Origin of the sequence: Rhodopila sp. (genome assembly GCF_035548095.1) — a bacterium.
Lineage (GTDB): Bacteria > Pseudomonadota > Alphaproteobacteria > Acetobacterales > Acetobacteraceae > Rhodopila.
In genome coordinates this window covers 426,109-452,383 of the sequence record NZ_DASZUV010000001.1, presented here as the reverse complement: position 1 = coordinate 452,383, position 26,275 = coordinate 426,109, and the positions used below count along the sequence as shown (strand labels likewise).

The following is a 26,275-nucleotide window of genomic DNA, read 5'->3' as shown; positions in this document are numbered from 1 at the left end:
CCGTGGTCCCGTCGGCCAGAATGCAGCCCCCCACGTGCAGGCAGACGTCCTCGGCGTCGCGAGCTGGGCCGCTCATTTCGACACGGTCAGCGTCGGGTCTTCGCCGGGTGCGTCTGCAAATCGTGGATTGTCCCTGTTAGCCAGATAGAATTTGCAAGATTGCTGCGCCCCTCGGCTTCCGCTAGCATTTTTTACCATGGCCGATGCCGCGTCCTCCGCCCCTAGCGACATGCGATTGCAATCCGCGACGGCTGGCAGCGACGACGGCTGCCTGGCATCAGCGCATGGCCCGATCATCGAGGCGGTCCAGCAGGCGGTTCTGGAAGGCGGTGCGTTCCTGGCTGTAACCGGACCGGAGGTGGCAGCGAACACCGCGGCGGCTACAGCGCTGCATATCGGCCTGACCGAACAGGCGATGCGCGTGCTGTGGGTGCGCCGCAATGGCTCGGAACCACTGCGGCTGACGACCGTCGCCGCACAGCTGTTGGGAAAGCAGGAAGCTGCGTTCGACGCCGACGACATTGAACGGCTGTATGAGGTGCTGACGGATCAGGCCGGTACCAGCCGGCCGGTGGTGCTGACCATTGATGGTGCGGAAGGACTACAGCCGGAGGCGGTCAATTACCTCCGCCTGCTGTCCACGCTTGCCGCCAGCGCCGCGCCACAGATCGTCTTTTTTGGCCTACCCTCGTTCTGGGACGTGGCCACGCCGCTGCGGGATCTGATCGCGGCGCGATGGGTGCTGCCGGACCGTATCTCTGCCGACGCCGATCCCGCAGCCGGACCGCCGTCCGCCGCGCGGGACACACAAGAGGCGCCACCCACCGGGACCACCCGGCAGGCCGACCCGGCTCCGCCACCGGCGGCCGCTTCGCGCCTGCCACCGGAAGTTTTACCGGCAGCCATTTTACCGGCAGCCATGGAGGAAACGGCTACGCCGCGCGAACCCGCATCCGGCTCGGCGCCGGCATCGCCCCCGTCCCGGCCACCGGGTGCCGCAATCGAAGCCATGGTCCTCGGTACCCCGCTGAGAGCCCGGATAGTGGAACCGGCGCACGCCGAGCCCAAGGATCCCGGGGCAGACCATTCCCCTCCGATCGCGCGGATAGAAGCCGGGACACCGCCGAAGACGGTGCCGCCGCGACGCAAACTGTGGCGCATGGCACTGCTCGCCGTCACGGTGGTGGTGCTGTATGGCGCCTTCGAGGGGTTCAAGCACGTCTACATGCCAACGCCCTGGCAGCCGTTACGCGTAGATGAGTGGCTACCGGCGTCGTGGATGCGGGTACTAGGTCAGGCAACGCAATACATCTCCTCCCGGTCGGCACCGGTATCCACGGGACCGACGTCAAACCCACCGACCGATCCGATTGCTGAACTGGCGGCGAACGCCGGCGCGTTCGCGCCACCCGCACCCACACCCGCGACGGCAACACCGTTGTTCCCGCCCACGACACCCCTGCCCCAGACGCCGTCTCCGGCACCAGCCGGCCTCGCCGAACCGGCCCAGCTGGCGGTTCCGTCGCGGGAAAGCACCGGGACCGCGATATCCCCCTCAACGCCGAAGGACCAGCCCACCGTCCCGCCCCCCCAAACGACGACCGCGGCATCGGACAGTTCGCGGCAGGCCGGGACGGCAGCGGCCTCGACCTCTCCAGCCGACACTGCGGCGCCGGCACCTGCGGCAGCGACGCCCGCAGCGGAACCAGCACCGCCCGCGGTGCCGCTGGTCACCGCATCGCCAACCACCACAGCGCCGACCGCCACACAGCCAGCCGGCACGGCGATAAAGCAGCCATCCCATCCGGCCGCCGAAACCGCGACACCCTTGGCGCCGGCCGTAGTGGCGCCATCACCGGCGGCATCCGTGCCGCTCGTGAAGCCCCTTGTCCCGCCGGCCGCGCACACGCCAGCCAATGCGGAGATCGCGGCGCCGGAGCCAGCCAGGCCTTCCGAGGCGAACAGGACCGTTTCGACGGTGCAGGGAGAACCTCAGGAAATCAAATCGTTGCTTGGCCGTGGTGATTCCCTGATGTCGATCGGCGATATCGTCGCCGCCCGCCTGCTGTATCAGCGTGCCGCCAGCCTGGGCAGCGGGCGGGCCGCCACGATGGTCGGCAGAACCTACGACCCGCATTTTCTCGCGCGGGCCGGCCGCACAGGGCCGCAGCCCGACCCCAGTCTTGCCGCCAACTGGTACCGCAGCGCCGCCACCCTGGGCGATCCCGAAGCCCGCCGGCTGCTGCGACAACTGACAAACCCGGCACCCTCACGATGACCAGCAGCCCGCGATGAACGGCGGCCGGACCTCGCGCCGGACATCCCACTCAGAACCAGCCTCAGCCCGCCAGTCCGCTCGCCGCCGTGCCGACCGTGCTCGCCGCGTATAACTGGGCACTTGGTTCCAACCGTTACTATCGAGTCGCGCGGTTGACCAATTATCTCCACGGCCGCCTGGACCGGCTGCGCACGCCCGGGTTCCATCCGAAATGGAAGGACGTGACCATCACCGCGCAGGTGCCGGACATGATCCGCTTTCCGACCGCGGAACAATGGGTCCGGCGTCAGCAGGCAAAGGCACAGACGGAGACGACGGCAGCCGAGGGTGCGAGCCCCGTGCAGCCTGCCCGTGATGACGTCGCCGGACAGAGACAAGCGGGCAGACGCATGCGGGTAGACACAGGCGGGTAGACACGGGCGGGTAGACACGGGCAGGCAACACAAGCAGATGGACCAGCGGGCACCACCGGCACCCCTGACTCCGATCGGCGTTCTGCCGGGGCGAGATACCGTGGCCACCCATGCATAAGGCGCATCGGCGCCTCGCGTGGACACATGACAATGTGGTTGCTAGAAGACCGGCCATTCCCGGCGATGTGACCGGCCGGCCCTCTACCTCGCGGCGAGCCCATGAAGATCGTTGCCTGCAATAGCAACCGCCCCTTGGCCGAATCGGTCGCCTCCATCCTTGACCTGCCGCTCACCAAGGCCTCGATCCGCCGCTTCGCCGACATGGAAGTGTTTGTCGAAATCCAGGAGAATGTGCGCGGGGAGGATGTTTTCGTCATCCAGTCGACCTCCTACCCCGCCAACGATAACCTGATGGAACTGCTGATCACGCTGGACGCGCTGCGGCGGTCTTCGGCGCGGCGCATCACCGCGGTGATCCCTTATTTCGGCTACGCGCGGCAGGATCGGAAAACCGCTTCCCGCTCTCCCATCAGCGCCAAGCTGGTGGCCAACCTGATCACCGAGGCGGGGGCGAACCGGGTACTGACGATGGATCTGCACGCCGGCCAGATCCAGGGATTCTTCGACATTCCGGTGGACAACCTGTACGCGGCGCCGCTGTTCAGCCGTGACATCCAGGACCGTTTCGGCGGCCGTGACGTGATGATCGTCTCCCCCGATGTCGGTGGCGTCGTCAGGGCCCGTACCATCGCCACACGACTCAATTGCGACCTTGCGATCATCGACAAGCGCCGCGAACGCGCCGGTGTGTCGGAGGTGATGAACGTCATCGGCGATGTCGATGACCGCGACTGCATCCTGGTTGACGACCTGGTCGACTCCGGCGGCACCCATTGCAATGCCGCGGACGCCCTGATGATGCGCGGCGCAAGGTCCGCCAGCGCCTATGTCACGCATGGCGTGCTGTCCGGGGCGGCGGTGGCGCGCATCGCCTCCTCACCCATCCAGACGATGACGATCACCGATTCCATCATGGCGACGGCGGACGTCGATCGCTGTCAGAACATTCGCCAGATCACCATAGCGCCCCTCCTGGCCGAGGCGATGCGCCGCATCAGCGACGAAAGCTCCGTCAGTTCGCTGTTCGACTGACGGCCGTCGCCTCGCCATCGCCGTCCACCCTGGACGAAGCGCCGGTTCGGCGGCATTTTTCCGACCGAGACGCGGACGGCGTGGCCGCTGCGCTTGTTTGCGTTGCGAACGCCTACATCTAGACAGCAAGGCCAGCGCCATCGTTCGCTGAGGACGACAAGGAACACGACGTGATGGATACCATTATCGGGCAGACCCCTGCCGAACCCGGCGCCGCCGCGATGATCGTCGACGGCGACCAGAAGACCTTCATGCAGGAAGTCGTGGAGGCGTCCCGCACGCTCCCGGTCCTGGTCGACTTCTGGGCCACCTGGTGCGGCCCCTGCAAGACCCTGACGCCGACGCTGGAAAAGGTCGTGCGAGGCGCCCAGGGCCGTGTGAAGCTGGTGAAGATCGATATCGACCAGAACCAGGGCCTGGTCCGCCAACTCGCGCAGCTCGGCGTGCCGTTGCAATCGGTCCCCACGGTCGTGGCCTTTTGGCAGGGGCAGATCGCCGATCTGTTCCAGGGCGCACAGCCGGAATCCGAGGTGAAGCGGTTCACTGAAGCACTGCTGAAGCTCGCCGGTGGCACGATGCCGGGTGCCGATCTGCTGGCAGAAGCCAAGGCAGCGCTGGACGCGGGTGACGCGCAGCAGGCCGGAGAGCTGTTCAGCGCGCTTCTGCATGATGAGCCGGAGAACGGCGATGCCTGGGGCGGCCTGGTTCGGGCGCTGATCGCCCTGGGGCAGGAGGAGCAGGCAGACACAGCGCTCGGTCAGGTCCCTGAAAAACTGGCGGACCACGCGGAAATCGCTGGTGCCCGCAGCGCGCTGGCGCTGCTGCGCGAGGGGCGCGCGGCGAAATCCCAGCTCGACACCCTGAAGGCTCGGCTGGCCGCGGACCCGAATGATCTACAGGCACGCTATGATCTCGCCACCGCTCTGAACGCATCGGGAGAGCGCGAGGCCGCCGCGGACGCACTGCTGGAGATCATGAAGCGCAACCGTGGCTGGAACGAGGATGCTGCCCGCCTGCAGCTGTTGAAATTCTTCGAGGCGTGGGGATCGGAGGAACCAACCGTCGCCACCGCCCGTCGCCGACTGTCCGCGCTGCTTTTCAGTTGAATGGCAGCGTTTCGCCCGCGGCCCCAGGATCTGCCGACCGAGTTTCCCATCTTCCCGCTGGAAGGCGCGTTGCTGCTGCCCGGCGGTCGGCTGCCCCTGAACATCTTCGAGCCGCGTTATCTGGCGATGACGCTTGATTCCCTGGGTGCGGGCCGGATGTTCGCGATGGTCCAGCCCGACCCCGCGCAACCACCGGTGCCGAACGGGCCGGCATTGTACCGCGTCGGCTGCCTCGGCCGCGTCTCCTCCTTCAGCGAAACGGATGACGGCCGGCTGCTGATCACCCTCACCGGCCTGATCCGCTTCGCAATCGACAGCGAGTTGGACATGGTGCACGGCTACCGGCGGGTGCGCGGGGATTTTTCCCGCTATCTGGCGGATTTGGATGAGCTCTCGAAGCCAGCCGCCTTTGACCGTGAGAAACTGACCGAGGCGCTCCGCTGCTACTTCCAGCGCCGGCAGGTCGATGCCAATTGGGACGCAATCCGGCGAATGCCGACTGAGGCGCTGGTGGTGACGCTGGCCATGGCCTGCCCGTTCGAACCGGTGGAAAAGCAGGCGCTGCTGGAAGCCCCTACCCCGGCAGATCGCGGCGCCACCTTGCTGGCGCTATTGCAGATGGGCGCCGCCGGACCGCCCGATCCACCGTCCGGCCATTCCGTGAGCTGATCCGATGCCAGCCGATCCGCAAACCCCATCCGCTGAAACCCTCGCCACGACTCCGCATCCGCCGGTCGATCCGCGGTTGCTGGAGATTCTGGTATGCCCGCTCACCAAGGGTCCGTTGGAGTACGACCGCGCGGCGAACGAGCTGATCAGCCGCAACGCCGGCCTGGCCTACCCCGTGCGCGACGGCATTCCGATCATGCTGCCCGACGAAGCGCGCCGTCTGGAGGAATGATGCCAGGAGGAGCGACGCGGTCGGCGACCGAGATCCGGCTGGATCGGGCGGAGAAGACTCTGCACGTCGCGTTCGACGATGGCACCGCCTATGCCCTACCGGCGGAATTGCTGCGCGTCGAAAGCCCCAGCGCCGAGGTCCAAGGGCACAATCCGGGTCAGAAGCAGGTCGTGGCCGGCCGTCGGCACGTGGCCATCATCGGCATCGAGCCGGTCGGCCACTACGCCGTGCGGTTGCTGTTCGACGACCTGCATGATTCCGGCATCTATTCCTGGGACTATCTGGCGGAGCTAGGCCGCAACAAGGACCAGCTCTGGGCCGCCTATCTGGACGCGCTGGCTTCGCGCGGGTTGTCCCGTGACCCGTAGCAACGTCCAGCGTGGCAACGCCCAGTGTGGCAACGCCCAGTGTGGCAACGTCCCGTGCGGCAACCTTCAGTACGGCCGTTTGACGCGCACGCGCGGGCGGGCAAACCTCACTATCCGGACGTCGCGCAAGCGTCAGCACTCGGCGACCCTAGACGGCTTGTCCTCGCGATGTCGCCCCGTCACCGCGGCCTGACCCAGACGGACCTCGCCCTCTGGACCGCCTATGCGCGCCAGGTCGCGCCACTGCCAGGACGGCCAGCGCCGGCTCTGCCCCCAACAGGATCACCGGCGGCCGCATCACCTGATATGAACGGGCCCGGGCGGCCGGCCCCTGCCCCCAAACCGGCACCTTCCCTCCGCGCTGCGGCCGGCGCGGTTGAAATCGGCGGTCAGCCCGCCGGGCTGGACCGCGCGACATGGCAGCGACTACGGGTGGGAAAGCTGCATACAGAACGGACGCTGGACCTGCACGGCATGACGGTACAGCGGGCCCATCAGGCTCTCACCAGTTTCCTTCGCGGCGCCCACGCCCAGAAGCTGCGATGCGTCGAGGTGATCACCGGTCGTGGCAGCGGCGAGTCCAGCGGCACCATCCGCCGCGAATTCCCTCACTGGCTCAACCAGCCGGAGATCCGCCACCTGATCCTGGGCGCGGCGCATCCGCACGCACAGAATCCGGGTAGCGTGCGGCTGCTGCTGCGGCGCGCGCGATGACGCCATTCGGCGCCCGCCTGCGTGCGCTTCGAGCCAGCCGTGGCGTGACGCTGACCGAATTGGCCGAGGCGCTGCAGGTCTCCGCTGCCTATCTGTCGGCGCTCGAACACGGCAAACGAGGCTCCCCCAGCGCCGGGCTGGTGCACCAGGTGAACGAGTTCTTCGGCCTGATCTGGGATGAAGCCGACGAGCTGGCACGCCTGGCGCGGCTGTCCAACCCACGCATCACGGTCAACACGGCCGGGCTGACACCGGAACAGACGGCGCTGGCGAACCGCCTGGCGCAGATGATCCAACGCCTGCCGCCGGAAACCGTCGCGGCGCTGCACGCGGTGCTGGACACCGCGGCGGACCAGCCGAAGCCACGCCTGCGCCGCCCCGCCCCGTCTCTCACCGCACGGCCGCATCGTTCCCGCGGGGGGTGATGCCAGATAGCGGCGCCGCTGCGGACTGCCGGCCGCACGTCCCAAAGGGCCGCTCGACGGGTGCCCCGAAACCGCGACGGCCGCGTCCGACCACCAGCCTATTCCTGCGACGAGACGGTTTCCGTTCGGATCAGTCGCAGCGCCATCCGCTCCTCATCATGGGTGACGCCATTCACCAGAAACCCATCGGGTTCCATACCGACCGACAGAAAGCCCGCCGCCCGATACAGGGCCCGCGCCTGCAGATTGCCGACAGTCACGGACAATGTGACGTAACGCAGGCCGACACGCCGCGCGTGATCCACCAGGCCGTGCAGCAAGGCGTGCCCGACACCTTGGCCTCGCCATGCGGGCGCAACGAAGAGGCTGAACAGATTGCCCCGATGCCGCTGCTTCACCCGTGCCGGAACCAGCAGGCCGCCCATGCCCACCAGGGCATCATCCGCAAAAGCACCCAGGGTCAACGACGGATAAGCACCGATCATGCGCGAACTGCCTTCGGCACGTTCTTCCTCGACGCTGGTGCCGAAGGCTTCCGGATGCAGGCTCAGCGCTTGCAGGCGGAGTTGATGCAACCCCGGCTCATCCGCAGGCGTCAGTGGCCGTATTGTCCAGCGGGAGCTTAGGGTCATCCGGACGAGCCCATCATGCCAGCGCGGCGGCGATCCGCTCCGCAAGGCGGCGCGCCACCTGTTCCTTCGGCAGAACGGGCCAGTCCTCGATCCCGGCGGCGGAAATGATGTGTACCGCGTTGTCGGCGCCGCCCATGATTCCGGTCCCAGGTGAAACGTCGTTGGCGACGATCCAATCCGCGTTCTTCCGTCGCAGCTTCGACTGGGCGTTCGCCAGCAAGTCGTCCGTCTCGGCGGCAAAACCTACCACGAGGCGTGGCCGGAGCGGCCCGGCAGCGGCGATGGTCGCCAGGATATCCGGATTCGGCACCAGGGTCAGCGCTGGCGGGGCGGCACCGGGCTGCTTCTTGATCTTGCCGGTCGCGGCCCGATCCACCCGCCAGTCGGCGACGGCGGCGGCAAACACGGCGATATCCGCCGGCAACGCGGACTGGCAGGCATCCAGCATCTCTGCCGCGCTCTCCACGTGACGGGCCGTGACCCCGGCCGGATCCGGCACGGTGACCGGACCGCTGACCAGCGTGACCCGTGCACCCAGCGCGGCAAGAGCGGCGGCAATGGCGTGACCCTGCCGGCCGGAAGAGCGGTTGGCGATGTAGCGCACCGGGTCGATCGGCTCATGCGTCGGGCCGCTGGTGACGATCGCATGCTTGCCTGCAAGCGGCAGTGATCGCGGTGCCAGCATTGCCTCGACCGCCGCCACGATCGCCGGCGGTTCGGCGAGCCGGCCGGGGCCGAACTCGTTACAAGCCATGGCGCCATCATCAGGTCCAACCACCGTGACGCCACGTTGCCGCAGCGTGGCGACGTTGGCCTGGGTCGCCGCGTGCAACCACATGCGCACATTCATCGCCGGTGCCACGAGGACTGGTTTGTCGGTCGCCAGAAGCACGGTGGAAGCCAGGTCGTCGGCAAGGCCACAGGCCATTTTCGCCAGCAAATTGGCCGTCGCGGGCGCCACCACCAGTAGGTCGGCGGCGCGGGAGAGCTGGATATGCCCCATCTCGGATTCGTCGGTCAGCGAGAATAGATCCGCATAGACCTTCGATTCGGACAACGCCTGCAGCGACAGGGGTGTCACGAACTGCGCACCATTGTCCGTCAGCACACAGGTCACGCCGGCCCCCTGCTTCCGCAGCAGGCGGATCAATTCCAGTGCCTTATAGGTAGCAATACCGCCCGAAATGATCAGCAGGACCTTCTTGCCGGACAGAGTCATGCGATATCCCTAAAGTCGGGCGTCACAACCGCCACCCGGCATGGATTGCCGCGATGCCGCCCGAGAGGTTGCGCACCGTTACCCGCCCCAACCCGGCATCACGCATCATGCCTGCGAGCGTCTGCTGATCGGGGAAGGTACGGATACTTTCCGCCAGATATTGATAGCTATCGGCGTCCTTCGCCACGATCCATCCCAATTGCGGCAGCACGCGGAACGACCAGGCATCGTAGACAGGTGCCAGGGCAGCGACGGTCACGCGGGAGAACTCCAGACAGAGGAATCGGCCGCCGGGCCGCAGCACGCGCCGAGCCTCTCGCAGGACCGCGGATTTGTCGGTGCAGTTGCGCAGCCCGAAGGCGATGGACACGCGATCCACGCAGCGGTCCGGCAATGGTAGCTGCTCCGCGTTGGCGACCAGCAGTGACAGATCGCCGATGAAGCCCCTCTCGATGGCCCGTTCGCGGCCGACCGACAACATGGACAGGTTGATGTCCGACAGAATCACCGGGCCGCCACCACGCCGCAGCCAGCCGAAGGTGATGTCGCCCGTGCCGCCGGCGAGGTCCAGCAGCGTGTCTCCGGCGCTGGGACGCAGGTCGCTGACGAAAACCTGCTTCCACACGCGATGGACGCCCAGCGACATCAAGTCGTTCATGCGGTCGTAGTTCGGCGCAACGCTGTCGAAGACAGCGCGAACCAGCCCGGCCTTTTCGGCCCTCCGTACCGACCGGAAGCCGAAATCGACGGTGGTCTCGGGATTGTCGCTCATGGCCGGCCTCTATAGAGCGTTTCCCGGCTGGCCGAAACCGGCCGGCATCCCCGCCTCCCGCCGGAGGCCGGGCATGCGTGCTGAGCAGGAGCGTGCGACCGGTGCCGGAACTTCCCGAAGTTGAAACGGTGATGCGGGGTCTGCAGCGCCGCTTGGAGGGCCATATATTGGTGCGCGCCGTGGCGCGGCGACCCGATCTGCGCTGGCCGCTGCCGCCGGGGCTGGCGGAACGGCTGACCAACGCTCGGGTCACCGGCTTCCGCCGGCGCGGCAAATACATCCTGATGCGGCTGGCGGATGGATGGTCGGTGCTGCTGCACCTGGGCATGTCGGGGCGGATGGTGATCGGCGCCGCCGGCACCAACGGCGTCGCGCAGCATGAGCATCTGGAGCTGGAAACCGATGACGGCTGGCGGATCGGCTTTGTCGATCCGCGCCGGTTCGGGTCGGTGGACCTGGTGGAAACCGCGCATGAGGATTCGCATCGGCTGCTGGCGGCGCTGGGGCCGGAACCGCTGGAGGACGGGTTCTCGGCCGCCGTGCTGGACCGGGCTCTGGCCGGCAAGAAGACGCCGATCAAGGCGGCGTTGCTGGACCAGACGATCGTCGCCGGTCTCGGTAACATCTATGTCTGCGAGGCGCTGTTCCGCGCCGGGATTTCGCCGCGCCGGTTGGCCAACACGGTCGTTGGCGGCCGGGTGGCCAGACTGGTGCCGGCGATCAAGGAGACTTTGCGCGATGCCATCGCCGCCGGCGGGTCATCCCTGCGCGACTATGTTCAGCCGGACGGCGCGTTGGGATATTTTCAACATGCCTGGCGCGTTTACGGGCGCGAGGGCGACCCTTGTCCGGTCTGCCCCGGGAAGCCGGCCTGCAAGGGAGTGCGGCGTATTGTTCAATCGGGTCGCAGCACCTTCTATTGCCCCCGTACTCAGCGGTAGCTATTCACCTCGGGACATCCGAAAGGACCACACGCATGGCCACGTACGAAAACATTCTGGTGGAAACGCAAGGCCGCGTCGGCCTGATCCGGCTCAACCGTCCAGCCGCCCTGAATGCCCTGTGCGACGCGCTGGTGCGGGAGTTGGGCACGCAGTTGCGTGCATTCGACGCCGACAAGGCAATCGGCTGCATCGTGATCACCGGCAGTGAGCGTGCCTTCGCCGCGGGAGCGGACATTAAGGAAATGCGGGATCGCACCAACCCCGACGCGATGATGGAGGATTTCATCGGCGCGGCCTGGGAGACGGTGTTGACGATCAAAAAGCCGGTGATCGCCGCGGTTGCCGGGTTTGCGCTGGGTGGCGGCTGTGAGCTGGCGATGATGTGCGACATGATCTTCGCCGCCGATACCGCGAAGTTCGGTCAGCCCGAGATTAACCTGGGCGTCATTCCCGGCGCCGGAGGTACCCAGCGCCTGACCCGGTCAGTCGGCAAGTCCAAGGCGATGGACATGGTGCTGACCGCTCGTATGATGGATGCCGCCGAGGCGGAGCGGGCGAACCTGGTGTCACGCGTTTTTCCCGCCGACCAGATGTTGCCAGAGGTCATGAAGATCGCGACACGCATTGCCGAATTGTCGCCGGTCGCCGTCCAGTTCGCCAAGGCGGCCGTGAACCGCGCATTCGAGACCACACTGGCCGAAGGTGTGCGCTATGAGCGCGCGACGTTCCTCTCTCTGTTCGGCACGCCGGATCAGAAAGAAGGCATGGCGGCCTTCGTCGAGAAGCGCAAGCCACAGTTCTCCACCTGAATCCGTCGGCTGGTCGAATCGCCGGGTACACCTGCCTTGGTGGTGGGTGCATCCGGAGGTGCGGAGCGACGTTTGCGGTGACACGGCTGGCGGGTGGCGACACGCGGCACGTCCGCCTGCCCTGTTGTCGATCGAAATCCTTTTCCCGACATCCTTTTTCTGCACCGCGGTCCGTCTTACACGCATCGCCAATGGGTGGCAGGCCGGTCGTGGCACCGCCGCTGCCATGAGCCCGGTCGTTGACCCCATCGTGAATCATCGTGACAAAAGCGGGAATTCGTTATCAATCAATATGATTCAACTCGCACATAACGAGAGACATGTCTACGTTATGACGCATGTCTGCAACTATTCACGGGCTGCGACGTCGTACCGCCCCCCCTGCCCTGTCCAGGGCAGTCGCTAAGGCGGGGTCGGGCGGTCATGCGGATGGACCAGCCCTGAACCTGCTGCTGGTCAACCGCAGCAGGACCTGGTCCAGCGCCGTGAAGACGGCCATGCATGCCTGCAATGCGGGCGTCGTCACCTGCGCCGCAAATGAGGCTGTGGCTTTGCTCGCACGCGGCGGCACACACTACACGCATGTCCTGGTGAACCAACGTGATGCCGATGGCCTGGCAGACACGCTCGCCGACCTGACCGACGAAATCGCCCATCCTGATACCGATATGCTGATGCTGGGGACCGGCGGCAGCGGCACGCGACCCGTCAGGGTCATACCGGTAGCGGAACCTGGCGCCGTTCAGGAGGCCGTCATGAGCACATCGCCGCGCGCGCGACCGCTGAGCGGTGTCGATGACAGCGCGCTGCGGGCCGCCCTGGACGCCGGTGCGATCGAGGTCCGGTATCAGCCTATCGTCCGCGTCCGCGACGGCCGCCCGGTGGCGTTGGAGGCGCTCGCCCGCCTCACGCATCCCAGCCTCGGGACGGTGGCACCGGATCATTTCGTGCCGCAGATCGAAGCTGCCGGTCTGGCCGCGCGCTTCACCGAACTGGTGTCAGAACGGGTGTTCGCCGACCTGGAGGATCCCGCCTTGGCATCCACCGGAATGCACGTGTCCATCAACTTCACGCTGGACGTGCTGCTGTCATCGTCCGCCCTGATCGTGCTGGAGCGGCAGCGGGCCGCGCATGGCGTACCGGCAAACCGTGTCATCGTCGAACTGACCGAGAGCCAGCCGGTCCGCGATATCGGCAAGCTGCGGGAATCGGTCACGCATCTGCGCAGCCTGGGCTACGGCGTGGCCATCGATGATGTCGGGCCGGCCGTTCCGCACCTGGAGCCGTTGCTGGACCTGCCCTTCAGCAGCCTGAAACTCGACAAGGTCCTGGTCCAGCAGTCAGATTCGTCTCCCGATGTGCTCAGATACCTGAGCCTTGCCGTGCGGTTGGCGAAGAAGCATGGCCTGACCGTCATCGCTGAAGGTGTGGAGACGGAGGCGATCTACAGCCGCATGAAGGCCATTGGCGTCCAATTCATCCAAGGTTTCCTGGCCGCCCGGCCGCTGCCGCGCAATGCGGTACCCGTGTGGGTCCGCAGTTGGAGCGACAGCAACGGCTGACCTACCCGTTGCCTTGTCCTGAGACCGGATTCGGATAACCATCCCGACATGCGGTCGTGAGACAACGCGTTGCGTCCAATCGCGTTCCATCAATGACTCGCAGCATCCAGCCAGGAGCCGTGTCGCGCTTCCATACCGCACGCCGCGAACGGGTCGGGAAAGGACAATGGATATGAAGCGCACGATCGCCGTCGGGATCGGCATCATGGACTACCCGTTTGATACGACGGACGGGTTCTGGCGTTGGGTCGATTTGTGTGAGCAGGGCGGCATCGATTCCATCTGGCAGACCGATCGCCTGGTCAGCCGCACGCCGGTATTGGAGTGCATGGCCATGCTTGCAGCCGTGGCCGGACGGACGAAGCGCATCAAGTTCGGCGTCAACGTGGTGTCCGTCGCGATGCGCGAACCGGTGCTTCTGGCCAAGCAATGCGCCACAATCGATGTGCTTTCGAATGGCCGCCTGCTGCCCGGCTTCGGCATTGGCAGCCCGCGCGGTGCGGAATGGGAAGCGATGCATCTGGACAGCGCCACCCGTGGCCGCCGGACCGACGAAGCGCTGGATATCATCGGCCGTCTTTGGGCCGGGGAGGCGGTGACCTTTCAGGGCCGGCATTTCCAACTGACCGACGCGACGATCGCGCCGCTACCCGTGCAACCCGATTTGCCGATGTGGATCGGGGGATCGTCTGACGCCGCGATCAGGCGCACCGCCCGTATCGGCACCGGCTGGCAGGGCGGCGCCGAGTCACCGGATGCGGTGGCGCACGTGATCCAGGGGATTCATGCGGCCCTTCTGGAAACCGGTCGAGAGATCGAGCCGGATCATTATGGCGCCGCTTTTGCCTATCGTTTCGGCAGCAGCAATGACCCCGGCGTGGCCCAGGTCATGGCACACTACAAGGCTCGGACCGGCCGCGACCCCAGCCATGCCTTCGCGATGGGCGATGCCAGAACGATCCTGCAGCGCATTCAGGATTATGTGGACGCGGGAGCATCCAAGTTCATTCTACGTCCGGCCGCGCGGGGCGATGCCGATATGCTGGCGCAGACGAAACGGTTGATCGAGGATGTCCTGCCCCAAGTGGCGCTGCGTTGGCCGCGGCAACGCGCATCCGCGGCGTAACGTCCGACTATCGGTCGTTCCGGCGCGGGGAGCCGAGTATACGCCGGACGGCCGCAACGAAGCCGCTTCGCTCATTCTCCTTCCGCAAGCGGCTCCGTGCGCTTTCGCGCACATGCGACCACAATGCCTGATGCTGGTGCAAGGCGATTACCGCCGCGGCGAACGCGGCAGGATCCGCGGGCGCGCTCATGATGTCTTCGCCACCCATCCAGCCCATTGCGTGACACAGATGATCGGTGGCCACGACAGGCACACCCCAGGACGCGGCTTCGTAGATCTTGTACGGCGTGCCAGCCGCGAAGCGGGTGGGTGCGATGAACACCCGATGATTATTGTACAAAGGCGCCAGGTTGCCGACCTCACCACGCAATGTAATGCGCGGATGGCGCCGGAACCGTTCCAGGCTGACATCGGGTGCCGTATAGCCGACGATGGTCAAACGCGTCTCCCAGCCCAGCACGGTCTCGATCCGCGGCAGAACCTCGTCGACGAACCACACCAGGCTGTCGTAGTTCGGGCTCTCAGTCGTGTGGATCGCGCCCACGAACAGCATCCCGGCGCGTTGGAAAAATCCTTGCTCGGCGTCATGCGGCTCTATCATATGGCCGGCAACCAAAACCGGGCCATAGCCGCGCTCGCGCAGGAACCTGGCCTCATTGTCGCTGACCGTGACCAGGACATCCGCGAGGTCGGCATTGCGGAAAGCGTCCCGCAACGCCGCCTCCAGATCAAACGGCATGCCCCGCAGCGCAGCATGCTGGGCCTCCCGCAACGGAGCGACCGCTTCAGTGTCCAGCACGACCAAGGGGCGGGCCGCTTGTTCAGGTAGCCATTTGCGCAGATCCGCGGCCACACGGTCCAGGTTGTGGGTCCGCGCGATCCAGATCGCGTCATAGAAACCCGGCCTCGCCAACAGCAGTTCCTTCAACCGGTCGGCGGCTCTGTCGTGCAGGACCTCAGCCGTGTCCGGCATATCCCGGTATATCCGCGCGATCTCGTGGGTACTGCCATTCACCGGGAATACCGTCACATGCATATCCAGATCGGCCATCACGCGGACCAGATCGTTGGCGCGGACGAAACCGGATCCAAGGCGGCGCAACGGTACGGTGTCCTCGATGAACAGCACGCGTTGTGGCGCCGTACCGGCCTGACGGGCCGCCGCCCGCGCCGGGCCGGCCTGAACCGGACGCTGCCCCAGGGCCTCGGCATGCCGAGAGAGGAACGCGTCATCCGGTTTGCCCGGCCGGTCGGCGGTATCGTCATGGAATACAGCCACCGCCGGGTCATAGACGACGCGCGCCCCGGCACCGGCTATACGTAGGCACAGGTCGACACAGGCTGGACCGGGTTCCCTGGTCTCGGTGGAAAATCCGTCCAGCCTGGCCAGCAACTCCGCCCGCACCAGCAGACACGCCGGCGAACCAAAGCCCACCGAGCGAACAAAATTTGCTTCTGGCGCGAGCGGGGATTGGCCGCGCAGGTCCTCCTCACATGTACCATCACGCCAGATGATGCCGCCGGCCTGGCCAATGACACCGTGCGGCAGCAGGACCAGCCCTGTTACGGCACCGATGTCGCTATCCATGGCGATGCGATCCAGCGCCCGTCGGACCGACGCCATGACAGAGCCGGGCACCCGGCGCAAGGAGCAGCACTGCCTGCCCGCTGGCGAACTGCGTGCCGGCATTGGCAGCCACAGCCCAGTCCGTATCGCTCTCTAACCGCAATAGCCGCACGCCGGCGACGTAATCGTCCACGGCGCGGACTTCATCCTCGGCGCCGAGGTCGACGACAATCAGCTCGATGTCGCCGCCGGCCGTGTCCCGCAGCGACCCGATGGTCGCCATGAGGTCCGGAAACCCCTTTCGAACCACTATCACGACACTCAGCGCCGGCGCTGCAGAACAGGTGAAATCGAAGCCGGAGCGGGCGAGCCGTGGCAGCATCGCCAGGGCGGATCGTTGCAGGACGTTGTCCGGCACCACGGCATTCCCGTGACGGGCAAGGGCATCGCCTGGTAGCAGCCCGTGGCGCTTGCCAATCCGCAGCCAGTGCGTGAATGCATCCGGCGCCACGCCCGCCTGCAGATCGGCGCGCACCCGCGGCTGGGCGGCATAGGCTCGCAGATCGATCGCCTCGCTTGGGGTACGCAGCTCGCGTGCCCCGAACCTCAGAAAATGCGCGTAGCCGCTGCGGAAATGTCGTGCATCGATAGCCCGCCGCAGACCGGGATCCCGACCCAGGTAATGAGTCTCGGAGAAATCCGGTAGCGGATCGAAATCCACCGGCATGTCGTTGCACAAGTAGTGATGCAGGGCACATTTCCAGCGCCCAGCCACAATCTCGGCCGCTACGGCCGGGTAGCGGCGGACATACCAGGCGGGATCGAAATAGAGCGAGGTCGGCAAATCCTCCGCCCCCGTGTCGATCCGCTCCAGATAATGGCGGAACGGTCCGATCCCGCGGATCGCCTGGGCATCGGTGGTATCGAAATTCGCCAAGTACACGGCCGTATCGAATAACGGGTGGCCGATCCGTTCCTCCGCGCTGCCATGCCGCAGATAATGATCGTAACGGTTGGCTAGGCCGGCCTCGGCCAAAACCTCGTCGGTCAGCCCGGGATAAAGCTCGCGATACCCCGTCTCGTCGAACAGCCAGTGCGGCGAACGGTCGATATTGCCGCGCCGGCAATAGGCATCGAACGCCGAGGCATAGATGCCGCCCTGAATGGCAGCCGAGATCCCCGGATAACGAGCACGATGCCATCCCTCGTCGAAGACGATGTTGGGCGAGTGGCCCAGCCGCTGCCCGACATCAAGGTAATATGCCAAGACGGCGGCGGGATCGTCCGGATCGGCGGTCTCCGCGGCCTGCGGGTAGGTCCGCACATACCAGGCAGGATCGAACAAGGCCCACGGGATCGACTCACGCGGATGCGCCTGCCCGACGAGCCGAAGCAGCTCACGGGCGGGCAGATCCAATGGCCAGTCCATCCGAGGGCGATTAGACCCGGCGCTGCTTCGGCACCACGCCGGTCTCGCTCAGCACCTCGATCTCGGCATCCGAGTAGCCATGTTCCTTCAACACCTCCACCCCGTGCTGGTTGAATTGCGGCGGCGGCCGGCGGGTGCCGCCCTGCGTGCGGCTGAACTTGATCGGCGTTCCGACACCTCTGTACCAGTCCAGCTCCGTCACCATCTCACGATGCGCGGTGTGTGGTGCGGCGGTGGACTCATCGACCGACAGCACCGGTCCCGCCGGTACGCCATTGCGGATCAGGGTCAGCGCCAGTTCGTTACCGTCGCGCTCCCTGAACGCTTCAGCCAGCGCCAGGGTCAAGGCCACGCGGTTCTCGTTGCGGGTCCCGTTATTGGCAAAGCGCGGGTCGTCCGCCATCGCGGGCAGCCCAATCAGCTCGCACAATTTCCGGAACTGCCCGTTATTGCCGCTGGCGATGAAGATTTCGCAGGTCTTGGTCGGGTACTTGTCGTACGGGACCAGGTTCGGATGCGGATTGCCGGTCCCCGTCGGCCGCTTGCCGTTCAGAAAGAAATTGGCCGCCTGCGGATGCAGCAGCGCCATGCCGCAGTCATATAGGGTCATGTCGAGATACTGGCCCAGGCCGGAATGTGTCCGCTCGTGCAACGCCATCAGGATGGCGACGGCGGAATACAATCCCGTGCCCATATCGACGATGGCGGTGCCCAGGCGCATCGGTCCGGTGGAAGCGTCACCATTGATGCTCATCAGCCCGGTCATCGCCTGCAGTATGGCGTCATAACCAGGCAGTCCACCCAATGGCCCATCGGCGCCGAAGCCAGATACGCGGCAATGGATCAGACTGGGAAACTGTTTCGATAATACTTCATGATAGCCCAGGCCCCATTTCTCCATCGAGCCGGGTTTGAAGTTCTCGATCAGCACGTCCGCGCCGTCCAGCAACCGCAGCAGCACGGCCTTGCCTTCGGGCTTGCCCAGATCCAGTGCCAGGCCACGCTTGTTTCGGTTGACGCCAATGAAATAGCTGGCATCACCTTCATGGAACGGCGGACCCCAATCGCGTACTTCGTCACCCTGCGGCGGTTCCACCTTGATGACGTCCGCGCCATGATCCGACAGGATCATCGTGCAATATGGGCCACCCAGAACCCGTGTCAGGTCGACGACCTTGAGGCCCGCGAGGGCCCCCGGGCTGCGCGCGAGTCCCTTGCCCGGCGGTGAATCTGATCCGTCCATTAGCTGCCGGCTCCTTGCCCTGGCGACGGTGGTTTGATTTTGACCGCATAGGTTCACATATCGAAGCGACGGGCAAGCCGTTCGGCAGGGCCTTGGCAGGGGCCCGGCATTCGGTTCGTTCCGGCGGGATCGGACCGACGAACTACTCGGCGACGGACCCCCGCCGACGGCCGGGCATGGAAGCGTGGCGCCAGCCGGCCGTCAGATAATCCCAACCAGTGATCAGCGTCAGCGCGGCGGCGATCCAGAGCCCGGCCTCGCCCAGCGCCGACAATGGCAGCCAAGGCATGTGCCACAAGGCCGCCGTGCTATCGCCTGCCAGCAGCGTGGCGATCGCCCCCATCTGAAACGCGGTCTTCCATTTGGCCAGCTTCGTCACCGGCAATCCGACGCGGATGCCAGCCAGGTATTCACGCAGGCCGCTGACCAGAATCTCCCTCAACATGATGACGACGGCGGGATACAGGCCCAACCGGCTCAGCCGGTCCTGGCCGGCCAGCATCATCAGCGCCGCACCGACCAGCAGCTTGTCGGCGATCGGGTCCAGCATGCGGCCGATATCCGATTGCTGCCGCCGGCTGCGGGCCAGCTTGCCATCGAAATAGTCCGTGACCGCCGCAGCGCAGAAGACGATGCAGGCACTCAGGTCACCCACCGGCGTACGCCATGCGACCAGAGCCACCAGCAGCGGGATGGCGGCGATGCGCGATAGCGTCAGCAGATTGGGCAGATCAGTGAGCATCTGCGCGCCAGGATAGGACAGGATTGCCGATCAGGATACGCTCTCCACCCTCTGCCCCGGATGAAAATGCGCATAAATTCTTTGTGCCATCTCCCGGCTGATGCCCGGCGCTTCCTCAAGATCGCGCAACCCGGCCATCTTCACGCCGCGCGCGGAGCCGAAATGGTTCAGCAGCGCGCGCTTGCGGGCCGCGCCGATGCCCTCGATCTGGTCCAACTCGCTGGTGCGCAGCGTCTTCGACCGGCCGGCCCTGTGCGATGTGATGGCAAAGCGGTGCGCCTCATCCCGCAGGCGCTGCAGATAGTACAGCACCGGATCGCGGGGCGGGAGCTGGAACGGCTCCTTCCCCTCGGTGTGGAACCATTCGCGGCCGGCATCGCGATCGGGACCCTTGGCGATGGCCACCAGCTTGACGTCGGTCACCCCCAGCTCCGTCAGCACGGCCTGGGCCGCGGATAGCTGACCGGCGCCGCCATCGATCAGGGCGATATCGGGCATTGCACCGGCCGACGTTCCGGTTCCCTGTTCCGCCAGTGCCCTTGTGAAGCGGCGGGTCAGCATCTCCCGCATCATGGCGAAGTCATCGCCGGGCGTGATCGGGCCACGGATGCTGAACTTCCGGTATGCAGATTTGTGAAACCCTTCCGGTCCGCCGACGATCATCACGCCGTATGGGTTGGCTCCCATGATGTGGGAGTTGTCGTACACCTCGATCCGCTCGGGTGGGGCCGGCAGGGCAAACAGCGCCGCCACACCCTCCAGCAATTTTGCCTGGCCGGCGGCCTCCGCCAGTTTTCGCTCCAACGCTTCACGTGCGTTTATCTCTGCATGGGTGACGACGTCCTTTTTCTGGCCGCGCTGCGGCACCAGGATAGACACCTTGCGCTGCGCCTTGATGGTCAGCGCCTCGGCCATCAGCTCCTGCTGCGGCAACGGATGGTTGACCAGGATCTGCGGCGGCGGTGGCTTGTCGTCGTAGAACTGGGCGATGAAGGCGCGCAGCACTTCCGGCGCTTCCTCGGCCTTGGTGTGCAGCGGGAAGAAGGCCCGGTTGCCGTTGTTGCGGCCGCCGCGGATGAAGAACACCTGGACGCAGGTCTGACCGGCAATGGCCCATACGGCAATGACATCGGCGTCACGCAGATCGCCGGGATTGATGACATCGGTGCCCTGCACGAAGGTAAGGCCCCGGATACGGTCGCGGATTACCGCGGCACGCTCGAACTCCAGCGCCGCCACGGCCTGCTCCATCTCCGCGGCGAGTTCCTGCTGGACGCTGACCTGACCGCCGGAGAGGAAGGTCTTCGCCTGCTTCACCAGACGATCATATTCGTCCGTGGCGATGCGGCCGACGCAAGGTGCGGAGCAGCGCTTGATCTGGTACAGCAGGCACGGGCGCTGGCGATTGGCAAATACGGTGTCGGCGCAGGCGCGCAGCAGGAAGACGCGCTGCATGGCGGTCAGGGTCTGGTTGACTGCCCACGCGGAGGCAAAGGGGCCGTAGTAGGAGCCCTTGCGGGTCTGCGCGCCACGGTGCTTGGCGATCTGCGGATAGGGATGGTCGCCGGTCAGCATCAGCCAGGGATAGGATTTGTCGTCGCGAAGGACGATGTTGAAACGCGGCTTCAGCCGCTTGATCATGTTGGCTTCCAGCAGAAGCGCTTCCGCTTCTGTGTGCGTCGTCACGATCTCCATCGACGCGGTTTCGGATACCATGCGGCGCAGACGCTCCGGCAGCCGGCCGATCTGGGTATAGGCCCGCACCCGGCGGTCCAGCGCACGCGCCTTGCCGACGTACAGCGCATCCCCCTTGGTATCGAGCATGCGGTAGACGCCAGGGCTCTGTGGCATGGTCGTCAGCGCGGCCTCGATGACCGCAACGCCGATCATGGCGGGGGCGGCGACGGCGGCTGGGGTTGGGGTGTCCTCGGTGATGGATGCTCTCCGAAACGGGCCTGCTCAGGTCAAGAATGCTCAGGCCAAGGGATATAGTGCCGGACCCGGCAGATTGCGTCCTTCTACCGCCCGGCCGCCGTCTTGGTCCGGCCGCGCTCGACCTCCACTCCGGCGGAAACGGCGTCGGGGAAAACATCCAGCTTCTCGACCCGGACCCGCGCGGTTCGGACACGGCGGTCTTGCAGACAGGTCTGAGCGATGCGCTCTGCCAGCGTTTCGGCGAGCCGCACATGCCCGTCGCCGACGATAGCCCTGATGCGGTTGGCGATCGCCTCGTAATCGACCACGCGGCGCAATTCATCTGCCCCCACCATGCGGCCACGGCGGGCCGTTTCATCCTCCACGGCAAGGTCGACATTGATGCGGACGCGCTGCCGCGCGGCATGCTCGTGCGGGTAGATGCCGATCGAGGCATTGAGCACCATGTCATGCAGGAAGACCCGGCGCAGCCGCCGCGCGCGGGAGCAGAAATCGGTCATTCGACTAGCCCCGCTCGATTCGGCTCCGGTGACCATTGCAGGTGCTGGCCACCGTCCAGCGCGATCATCTGCCCTGTCATGGCCGGGAGGGACAGGATCGCCAGCAGCGCCCTGGCAACCTCCGCCGGGTTGGTGCCGACGCGTAGCGGCGTCGATTCACACTGTGCCGCGAATTGCGCCGCGGTCTGGCGCAGGCTGGGCAGCGCGGGACCTGGTCCGATGGCATTGACCCGGATACGCGGGGCGAGCGCCAATGCCATCGTCTGGGTCAGCGCCCATAAGGCCGCCTTCGACACGGTATAGGAGACGAAATGCGGCGTCAGTGCCCATACTCGCTGGTCCAGCATGTTGATGACGACGCCCTGGGCCGTGCATGGAAGGGCCTTGGCGAAGGCCTGGGTCAGCACAAACGGCGCGCGCAAATTCGGCTCGATATGCCGATCCCAGGACGCCCGGTTCACGTCGGTCCATTCTTCCCGCTCGAAGCGGGAGGCATTGTTGATCAGCACGCCGATCGGCCCCAGCGCGGCGACGGCAGCTGGCATGAGAGTTTCGACCTGAACCTCATCGGCAAGATCGGCCGACAACAGGACACTGCGGCGGTTGAGCGTCGTGAGTTCGGCCTGCAACCGGGCCGCCTCGGCCTGGCTGGCGTGGTAGTGGATGGCGATGTCGAAGCCGGCGCGAGCCAGCTCCAGCGCCATTTCACGGCCTAGGCGCTGCGCCGCGCCGGTGACCAGGGCGGTGCGGGGGATGCCTGCGGGGATCCGGTCTGACATGGCGATCGTGGTAGGGCGTCGAACCGGTCGCCGTAAAGAGGCGGCGGTCCCGCCCTGTCCCGCTTCAGGCGCGTTTATCGTCCCGGATACGAGGAGCGGCGCCGAGACGGCGCCAGCATGGCGGGGCGACGCCGGCGTCGCGCGATCGGTGATCCACGATCGGTGATCGAGGTCGTCAACCGATGCGGGGAACCCTGCCGATCCATGCGCCGAACGTCTCCCGCTCCGCCGCGGAGGCCAACTGTGGCTTGGGTGGGCATCCCCTGTTCAAGCGGTTTCGGTTCCGCCACAGTGCGGAGCCGGGGAAGGAAACGGACAAGGCCACGTATGGACCTGTCACTCGATCTGCTGGGCAACGCCATCCTGTCCGGCCTGCTGCTGGGCGGGTTTTACGCCGCTGTGACGATCGGCATCTCGATCTCCTTCGGGATGCTGGACATCGTGAACATCGCGCATCCGGCCTTCATCCTGCTGGGTTCCTACACGGCCTATATTGCCAACAGCGTGTTCGGTCTCGATCCAATCCTGGCCAGCATCGTTCTGCTGCCGGCCTTCTACCTGTTGGGGATGGCAATCTACGCGATCTAGGATCTGTCGTTCGAGCGACGAGGCGATGCCGCGATTCACGGACTGGCGTTCTTCTTCGGCCTGCTGTTCATCACGGAGGTAACGCTGGTGCTGGTATTCGGCGTCGATTACCGGCTGGTGGAGGCGCCGTATATCGGACCGAGCTGGCATATGGGATGGCTGGATCTGCCGCTGAGGCTGCTGGTGCCGGCGGCGGTCTCGCTTGTGCTGATCGGCGCGCTGGAAGTCTTCATGACGCGGACCTTCATCGGCCGCGCGGTAAAGGCCGTCGCGCAGGATCCGGTGGCCTTGCGGCTGATGGCGGCCAATCCGAGCCGGATCAAGCGCATCGCCTTTGGCTTGTCGATCGCCACCTGCTCGGTGGCCGGGGCGGTACTGATCATCATCCAGCCAGTCGAACCGTCGATCGCGCGCGATTATATCGGTCGCATCTTCGCCATCTGCGTGATGGGTGGGCTGGGCAGTTTTGGAGGGACCGTGGCCGCGGCGATGGTGCTGGGTGTGGTCGAAAGCCTGACGACGACGATTTACGGCCCTTCCTGGTCACCTGCCGTCGCCTTCGGGTTCCTGCTGCTGACATTGGCGGTGCGGCCCGCCGGGCTGTTCGGACGCAGTTGATGGCCCATCTACGCTTTGCGTCCGCTACGCTGGCGGTGGCGGCATGCGTCTTCGCCACCACCCGTTTCATCGATAACGAATACCTATTCTTCGCCGGTTATGTCGTCCTGCAGTATATCGTGCTTGCGACCGGCTGGAACATTCTGGGCGGCTTCACCGGCTATGTAAATTTCGGTACCGCCGCGTTCTTCGCCATCGGTGCCTATAGCAGCGTCGTGCTGCACAAGACGACCAGCCTGCCGCTGCCGGCGATGATCGCCGTCGGCGGCGTCGCCTCCGGCATCGTTGGGCTGGGCATGGGATATCTGACCCTGCGGCTGCGCGGCACGTTCTTTTCCATCGCCACGCTGGCCATGGCGGTGGTGGCACAGACGCTGGTCACCAATTGGGATTTCGTCGGCGGGTCACGCGGTGCCTATGTGATCCGACCGGCCAAAGCCCCGATGGTGGGCGGGAACTACATTCAGTACCTGTTCCTGCTGATGCTTGTGCTGGCGGTCATCGCCGTGGTCGCGGCGCGCGCCATCCAACGCTCCCGCCTGGGGTTGGGCTTTGCCGCAATCCGCGACGATGAGGCCGCGGCCGAGGCATCCGGCGTGCCGACGCTGCGACTGAAACTGGTCGCCACCGTGCTATCCGGGGGCTTCATGGGGATGGCTGGTGCGCCCCTGCCCTACTACGTCACATATCTGGATCCGGCATCCGGCTTCAGCCTCAGCTATGCGGTCAATACCATCGCCATGCCTCTGATCGGCGGCACCTCCTCCTGGCTGGGACCGGTCATCGGAGCGGTACTGCTAGGTTCGCTGCAGCAGGTGGCGATGGTAACCATTTCATCGGCCCTGTCGCTGCTGATCGTCGGCGCCTTGCTGGTGCTGTTCGTCGTCGCCGCACCGCGCGGTATCATCGGGTGGTTTCGAGCATGACCGGCGCGCTGTTGGATGTGGCAGGGCTGAGTAAGCGCTTCGGCGGATTCGTCGCACTATCGGATGTTTCCCTCCGGGTCGGACGCGGCGAGCGCCTGGGCCTCATCGGGCCGAACGGATCAGGCAAGAGCACGCTGGTGAACTGCATTTGCGGCACGCTGCGGCATGAGACGGGCACGGTGACGTTCAACGGCCACCGTCTGAATGGACTGGCGGCACACCGGCGCACACGCCTGGGGATGGCACGCAGCTTCCAATTGCCGCGGCCCTTCCACGCGATGACCTTGGCCGAGAATGTCCAGGTGCCGATCCTGTACGCGGCTCCCACGCCCGGTCCTCACGGATCGGGCGCACCGCGGGACCGGGTATTGCGGGATAAGGCGCTGGCGCTACTGGAACTGGTGGGGCTGGCCGATAAAGCCGATCATCGGCCGGCGGACCTGACCCAGATCGAGATGCGCAAGCTTGAACTGGCGAAGGCCATGGCCAGCAATCCCACCCTGCTGATCGCCGATGAGGTGATGGCCGGATTGTCGCACAAGGAGGTCGACGAGATCCTGGCGTTGCTGATGCAGTTGAATGAGACCGGGACAAGCTTCATCATGATCGAGCACATCATGCGCGCGGTGATGGCGTTCTCCCAACGGCTGGTGGTACTGGTGGCCGGCCGGAAGATTGCCGACGGCGCGCCAAGCATGGTGATCCGCGACGATGCGGTGGTGGCCTATCTTGGCAGCTAGCCTCACCGTTACCGGCCTGGAAGCCGGCTATGGTGCGGTGCGCATCCTGCACGGCGTTTCGCTGCGCGTCGATGCGGGCGAGACCGTGGCGCTTCTGGGCACCAATGGCAACGGCAAGTCGACATTGATGAAGTCGGTGATGGGCTTGATCCGGCCCGGCGCCGGCTCGGTCGTGGCCGATATCGATGGCGCTTCGCACGAGTTGGTCGGAATGGCGACCGAAGCGATCGTGGATCTAGGCGTCGCCATCGTTCCGGAAGGCCGGCGGCTATTCCCACGCCTGTCCGTCACCGAGAACCTGCTGATGGGTGCATTTCGCCGGTCAGCACGACCACTGCTGCGAGAGAGTCTGGATTTCTGCTTTGAGGTGTTTCCTCGGCTGGCGGAACGCCGCAATCAGCTTGCCGGCTCCATGAGCGGCGGCGAGCAACAGATGGTTGCCCTGGCCCGCGCGCTGATGTCCGCGCCGCGACTGCTGCTGATCGATGAGCCGTCGGTCGGGCTGGCGCCGCTGCTGGTGACGCGAACCATCGACAAGATCCGGGAATTAAAGGAAGGCCACCATCTGACGGTGCTGATGGCGGAGCAGAACTTCGCCGAAGCGATTCGGATTGCCGACCGTGGTTACGTCATCGTGCACGGGTCTATCGCATTCGAGGCGAGGTCGCGTGCCGAATTGGACAATAACGCGTTGATCCGCAGCCTATATCTTGGATCGTGACCTGGAGGGGGTGCGATGTCTGGTGGGGGGATGCAGATTCTGTCGCGGAACCGCTTGCGTGTCGCC

Annotated in this window: 28 protein-coding genes; 18 read left to right on the top strand and 10 right to left on the bottom strand. The window is 65.6% G+C overall.

Annotated elements, in window-relative coordinates; all coding sequences use genetic code 11:
- Positions 1–196: 196 nt before the first annotated feature.
- The 9 genes from VHC04_RS02035 to VHC04_RS01995 all read left to right on the top strand — a co-directional run bounded on the left by VHC04_RS02035 (position 197) and on the right by VHC04_RS01995 (position 7,357).
- Complete coding sequence (locus VHC04_RS02035) at positions 197–2,278, top strand: AAA family ATPase (RefSeq protein ID WP_325677414.1); 2,082 nt, start codon at positions 197–199, stop codon at positions 2,276–2,278.
- Between the two features lie 86 nt (positions 2,279–2,364).
- Positions 2,365–2,691, top strand: coding sequence for a hypothetical protein (locus VHC04_RS02030; protein WP_325677412.1), 327 nt, complete (start codon positions 2,365–2,367; stop codon positions 2,689–2,691).
- Between the two features lie 219 nt (positions 2,692–2,910).
- Positions 2,911–3,843, top strand: coding sequence for a ribose-phosphate pyrophosphokinase (locus tag VHC04_RS02025; protein WP_325677410.1), 933 nt, complete (start codon positions 2,911–2,913; stop codon positions 3,841–3,843).
- 173 nt (positions 3,844–4,016) lie between these two features.
- Positions 4,017–4,949: a co-chaperone YbbN gene (locus VHC04_RS02020; protein ID WP_325677408.1), complete on the top strand. Its 933-nt coding sequence runs from the start codon at positions 4,017–4,019 to the stop codon at positions 4,947–4,949.
- Positions 4,950–5,618 (top strand): LON peptidase substrate-binding domain-containing protein, encoded by a 669-nt coding sequence (locus VHC04_RS02015; RefSeq protein ID WP_325677406.1) that lies wholly within the window; start codon positions 4,950–4,952, stop codon positions 5,616–5,618.
- A 4-nt stretch (positions 5,619–5,622) separates the two neighbouring features.
- Positions 5,623–5,850: a Trm112 family protein gene (locus VHC04_RS02010; RefSeq protein ID WP_325677404.1), complete on the top strand. Its 228-nt coding sequence runs from the start codon at positions 5,623–5,625 to the stop codon at positions 5,848–5,850.
- Positions 5,850–6,218 (top strand): DUF971 domain-containing protein, encoded by a 369-nt coding sequence (locus tag VHC04_RS02005; protein WP_325677402.1) that lies wholly within the window; start codon positions 5,850–5,852, stop codon positions 6,216–6,218. Before VHC04_RS02010 ends, VHC04_RS02005 begins: the two co-directional genes overlap by 1 nt.
- Before the next feature lie 432 nt (positions 6,219–6,650).
- The gene (locus VHC04_RS02000) at positions 6,651–6,932 is read left to right on the top strand and encodes a Smr/MutS family protein (protein ID WP_325677401.1); all 282 of its coding nucleotides are present in this window, start codon (positions 6,651–6,653) and stop codon (positions 6,930–6,932) included.
- Complete coding sequence (locus tag VHC04_RS01995) at positions 6,929–7,357, top strand: helix-turn-helix domain-containing protein (RefSeq protein ID WP_325677399.1); 429 nt, start codon at positions 6,929–6,931, stop codon at positions 7,355–7,357. The genes VHC04_RS02000 and VHC04_RS01995 overlap by 4 nt, the downstream gene beginning before the upstream one ends.
- A gap of 98 nt (positions 7,358–7,455) precedes the next feature.
- Here the strand turns inward: VHC04_RS01995 and VHC04_RS01990 are convergent, their stop codons facing one another.
- Genes VHC04_RS01990 through VHC04_RS01980 form a run of 3 tightly spaced genes read right to left on the bottom strand, consistent with a single transcriptional unit; the run spans position 7,456 to position 9,980 of the window.
- Entirely contained in the window at positions 7,456–7,989 is a 534-nt protein-coding gene (locus VHC04_RS01990) for a GNAT family N-acetyltransferase (RefSeq protein WP_325677397.1), read from the bottom strand.
- A 13-nt stretch (positions 7,990–8,002) separates the two neighbouring features.
- Entirely contained in the window at positions 8,003–9,208 is a 1,206-nt protein-coding gene (coaBC, locus tag VHC04_RS01985; RefSeq protein WP_325677395.1) for a bifunctional phosphopantothenoylcysteine decarboxylase/phosphopantothenate--cysteine ligase CoaBC, read from the bottom strand.
- A 22-nt stretch (positions 9,209–9,230) separates the two neighbouring features.
- Positions 9,231–9,980: a class I SAM-dependent methyltransferase gene (locus tag VHC04_RS01980; RefSeq protein ID WP_325677393.1), complete on the bottom strand. Its 750-nt coding sequence runs from the start codon at positions 9,978–9,980 to the stop codon at positions 9,231–9,233.
- Between the two features lie 101 nt (positions 9,981–10,081).
- Between VHC04_RS01980 and mutM the strand changes: the two genes are divergently transcribed.
- The 4 genes from mutM to VHC04_RS01960 all read left to right on the top strand — a co-directional run bounded on the left by mutM (position 10,082) and on the right by VHC04_RS01960 (position 14,421).
- Positions 10,082–10,921, top strand: coding sequence for a bifunctional DNA-formamidopyrimidine glycosylase/DNA-(apurinic or apyrimidinic site) lyase (mutM, locus tag VHC04_RS01975; RefSeq protein ID WP_325677391.1), 840 nt, complete (start codon positions 10,082–10,084; stop codon positions 10,919–10,921).
- A gap of 35 nt (positions 10,922–10,956) precedes the next feature.
- Positions 10,957–11,733, top strand: a complete 777-nt coding sequence (locus VHC04_RS01970; protein WP_325677389.1) for an enoyl-CoA hydratase — start codon at positions 10,957–10,959, stop codon at positions 11,731–11,733.
- Between the two features lie 485 nt (positions 11,734–12,218).
- Positions 12,219–13,295 (top strand): EAL domain-containing protein, encoded by a 1,077-nt coding sequence (locus VHC04_RS01965; protein ID WP_325677387.1) that lies wholly within the window; start codon positions 12,219–12,221, stop codon positions 13,293–13,295.
- Between the two features lie 166 nt (positions 13,296–13,461).
- Positions 13,462–14,421: an LLM class flavin-dependent oxidoreductase gene (locus tag VHC04_RS01960; RefSeq protein WP_325677385.1), complete on the top strand. Its 960-nt coding sequence runs from the start codon at positions 13,462–13,464 to the stop codon at positions 14,419–14,421.
- Between the two features lie 7 nt (positions 14,422–14,428).
- Here the strand turns inward: VHC04_RS01960 and VHC04_RS01955 are convergent, their stop codons facing one another.
- The 7 genes from VHC04_RS01955 to VHC04_RS01925 form a co-directional block, all read right to left on the bottom strand.
- Complete coding sequence (locus VHC04_RS01955) at positions 14,429–16,009, bottom strand: glycosyltransferase (RefSeq protein WP_325677383.1); 1,581 nt, start codon at positions 16,007–16,009, stop codon at positions 14,429–14,431.
- Complete coding sequence (locus VHC04_RS01950) at positions 16,002–17,405, bottom strand: glycosyltransferase family 2 protein (protein ID WP_325677381.1); 1,404 nt, start codon at positions 17,403–17,405, stop codon at positions 16,002–16,004. The genes VHC04_RS01955 and VHC04_RS01950 overlap by 8 nt, the downstream gene beginning before the upstream one ends.
- A gap of 22 nt (positions 17,406–17,427) precedes the next feature.
- Positions 17,428–18,660 (bottom strand): CaiB/BaiF CoA transferase family protein, encoded by a 1,233-nt coding sequence (locus VHC04_RS01945; RefSeq protein ID WP_325677379.1) that lies wholly within the window; start codon positions 18,658–18,660, stop codon positions 17,428–17,430.
- Positions 18,661–18,802: 142 nt separating this feature from the next.
- The gene (gene pgsA / locus VHC04_RS01940; protein WP_325677377.1) at positions 18,803–19,402 is read right to left on the bottom strand and encodes a CDP-diacylglycerol--glycerol-3-phosphate 3-phosphatidyltransferase; all 600 of its coding nucleotides are present in this window, start codon (positions 19,400–19,402) and stop codon (positions 18,803–18,805) included.
- Between the two features lie 30 nt (positions 19,403–19,432).
- Positions 19,433–21,292: an excinuclease ABC subunit UvrC gene (gene uvrC, locus VHC04_RS01935; RefSeq protein WP_325677375.1), complete on the bottom strand. Its 1,860-nt coding sequence runs from the start codon at positions 21,290–21,292 to the stop codon at positions 19,433–19,435.
- A 128-nt stretch (positions 21,293–21,420) separates the two neighbouring features.
- Complete coding sequence (locus VHC04_RS01930; RefSeq protein ID WP_325677373.1) at positions 21,421–21,837, bottom strand: dihydroneopterin aldolase; 417 nt, start codon at positions 21,835–21,837, stop codon at positions 21,421–21,423.
- Positions 21,834–22,616, bottom strand: coding sequence for an SDR family oxidoreductase (locus tag VHC04_RS01925; RefSeq protein WP_325677371.1), 783 nt, complete (start codon positions 22,614–22,616; stop codon positions 21,834–21,836). Before VHC04_RS01925 ends, VHC04_RS01930 begins: the two co-directional genes overlap by 4 nt.
- Before the next feature lie 327 nt (positions 22,617–22,943).
- On the opposite strand from VHC04_RS01925, the gene VHC04_RS01920 reads away from it, so the two are divergent.
- From VHC04_RS01920 to VHC04_RS01900, 5 genes are all read left to right on the top strand, one after another.
- A complete protein-coding gene (locus tag VHC04_RS01920) occupies positions 22,944–23,204 on the top strand; it encodes a hypothetical protein (protein WP_325677369.1) in 261 nt (86 codons plus the stop codon).
- 87 nt (positions 23,205–23,291) lie between these two features.
- Positions 23,292–23,822, top strand: a complete 531-nt coding sequence (locus VHC04_RS01915; protein ID WP_325677368.1) for a branched-chain amino acid ABC transporter permease — start codon at positions 23,292–23,294, stop codon at positions 23,820–23,822.
- Complete coding sequence (locus tag VHC04_RS01910; protein ID WP_325677365.1) at positions 23,822–24,748, top strand: branched-chain amino acid ABC transporter permease; 927 nt, start codon at positions 23,822–23,824, stop codon at positions 24,746–24,748. The genes VHC04_RS01915 and VHC04_RS01910 overlap by 1 nt, the downstream gene beginning before the upstream one ends.
- Positions 24,745–25,488: an ABC transporter ATP-binding protein gene (locus VHC04_RS01905; RefSeq protein WP_325677363.1), complete on the top strand. Its 744-nt coding sequence runs from the start codon at positions 24,745–24,747 to the stop codon at positions 25,486–25,488. The genes VHC04_RS01910 and VHC04_RS01905 overlap by 4 nt, the downstream gene beginning before the upstream one ends.
- Positions 25,478–26,209 (top strand): ABC transporter ATP-binding protein, encoded by a 732-nt coding sequence (locus VHC04_RS01900; RefSeq protein WP_325677361.1) that lies wholly within the window; start codon positions 25,478–25,480, stop codon positions 26,207–26,209. Before VHC04_RS01905 ends, VHC04_RS01900 begins: the two co-directional genes overlap by 11 nt.
- Positions 26,210–26,275 lie beyond the last annotated feature (66 nt).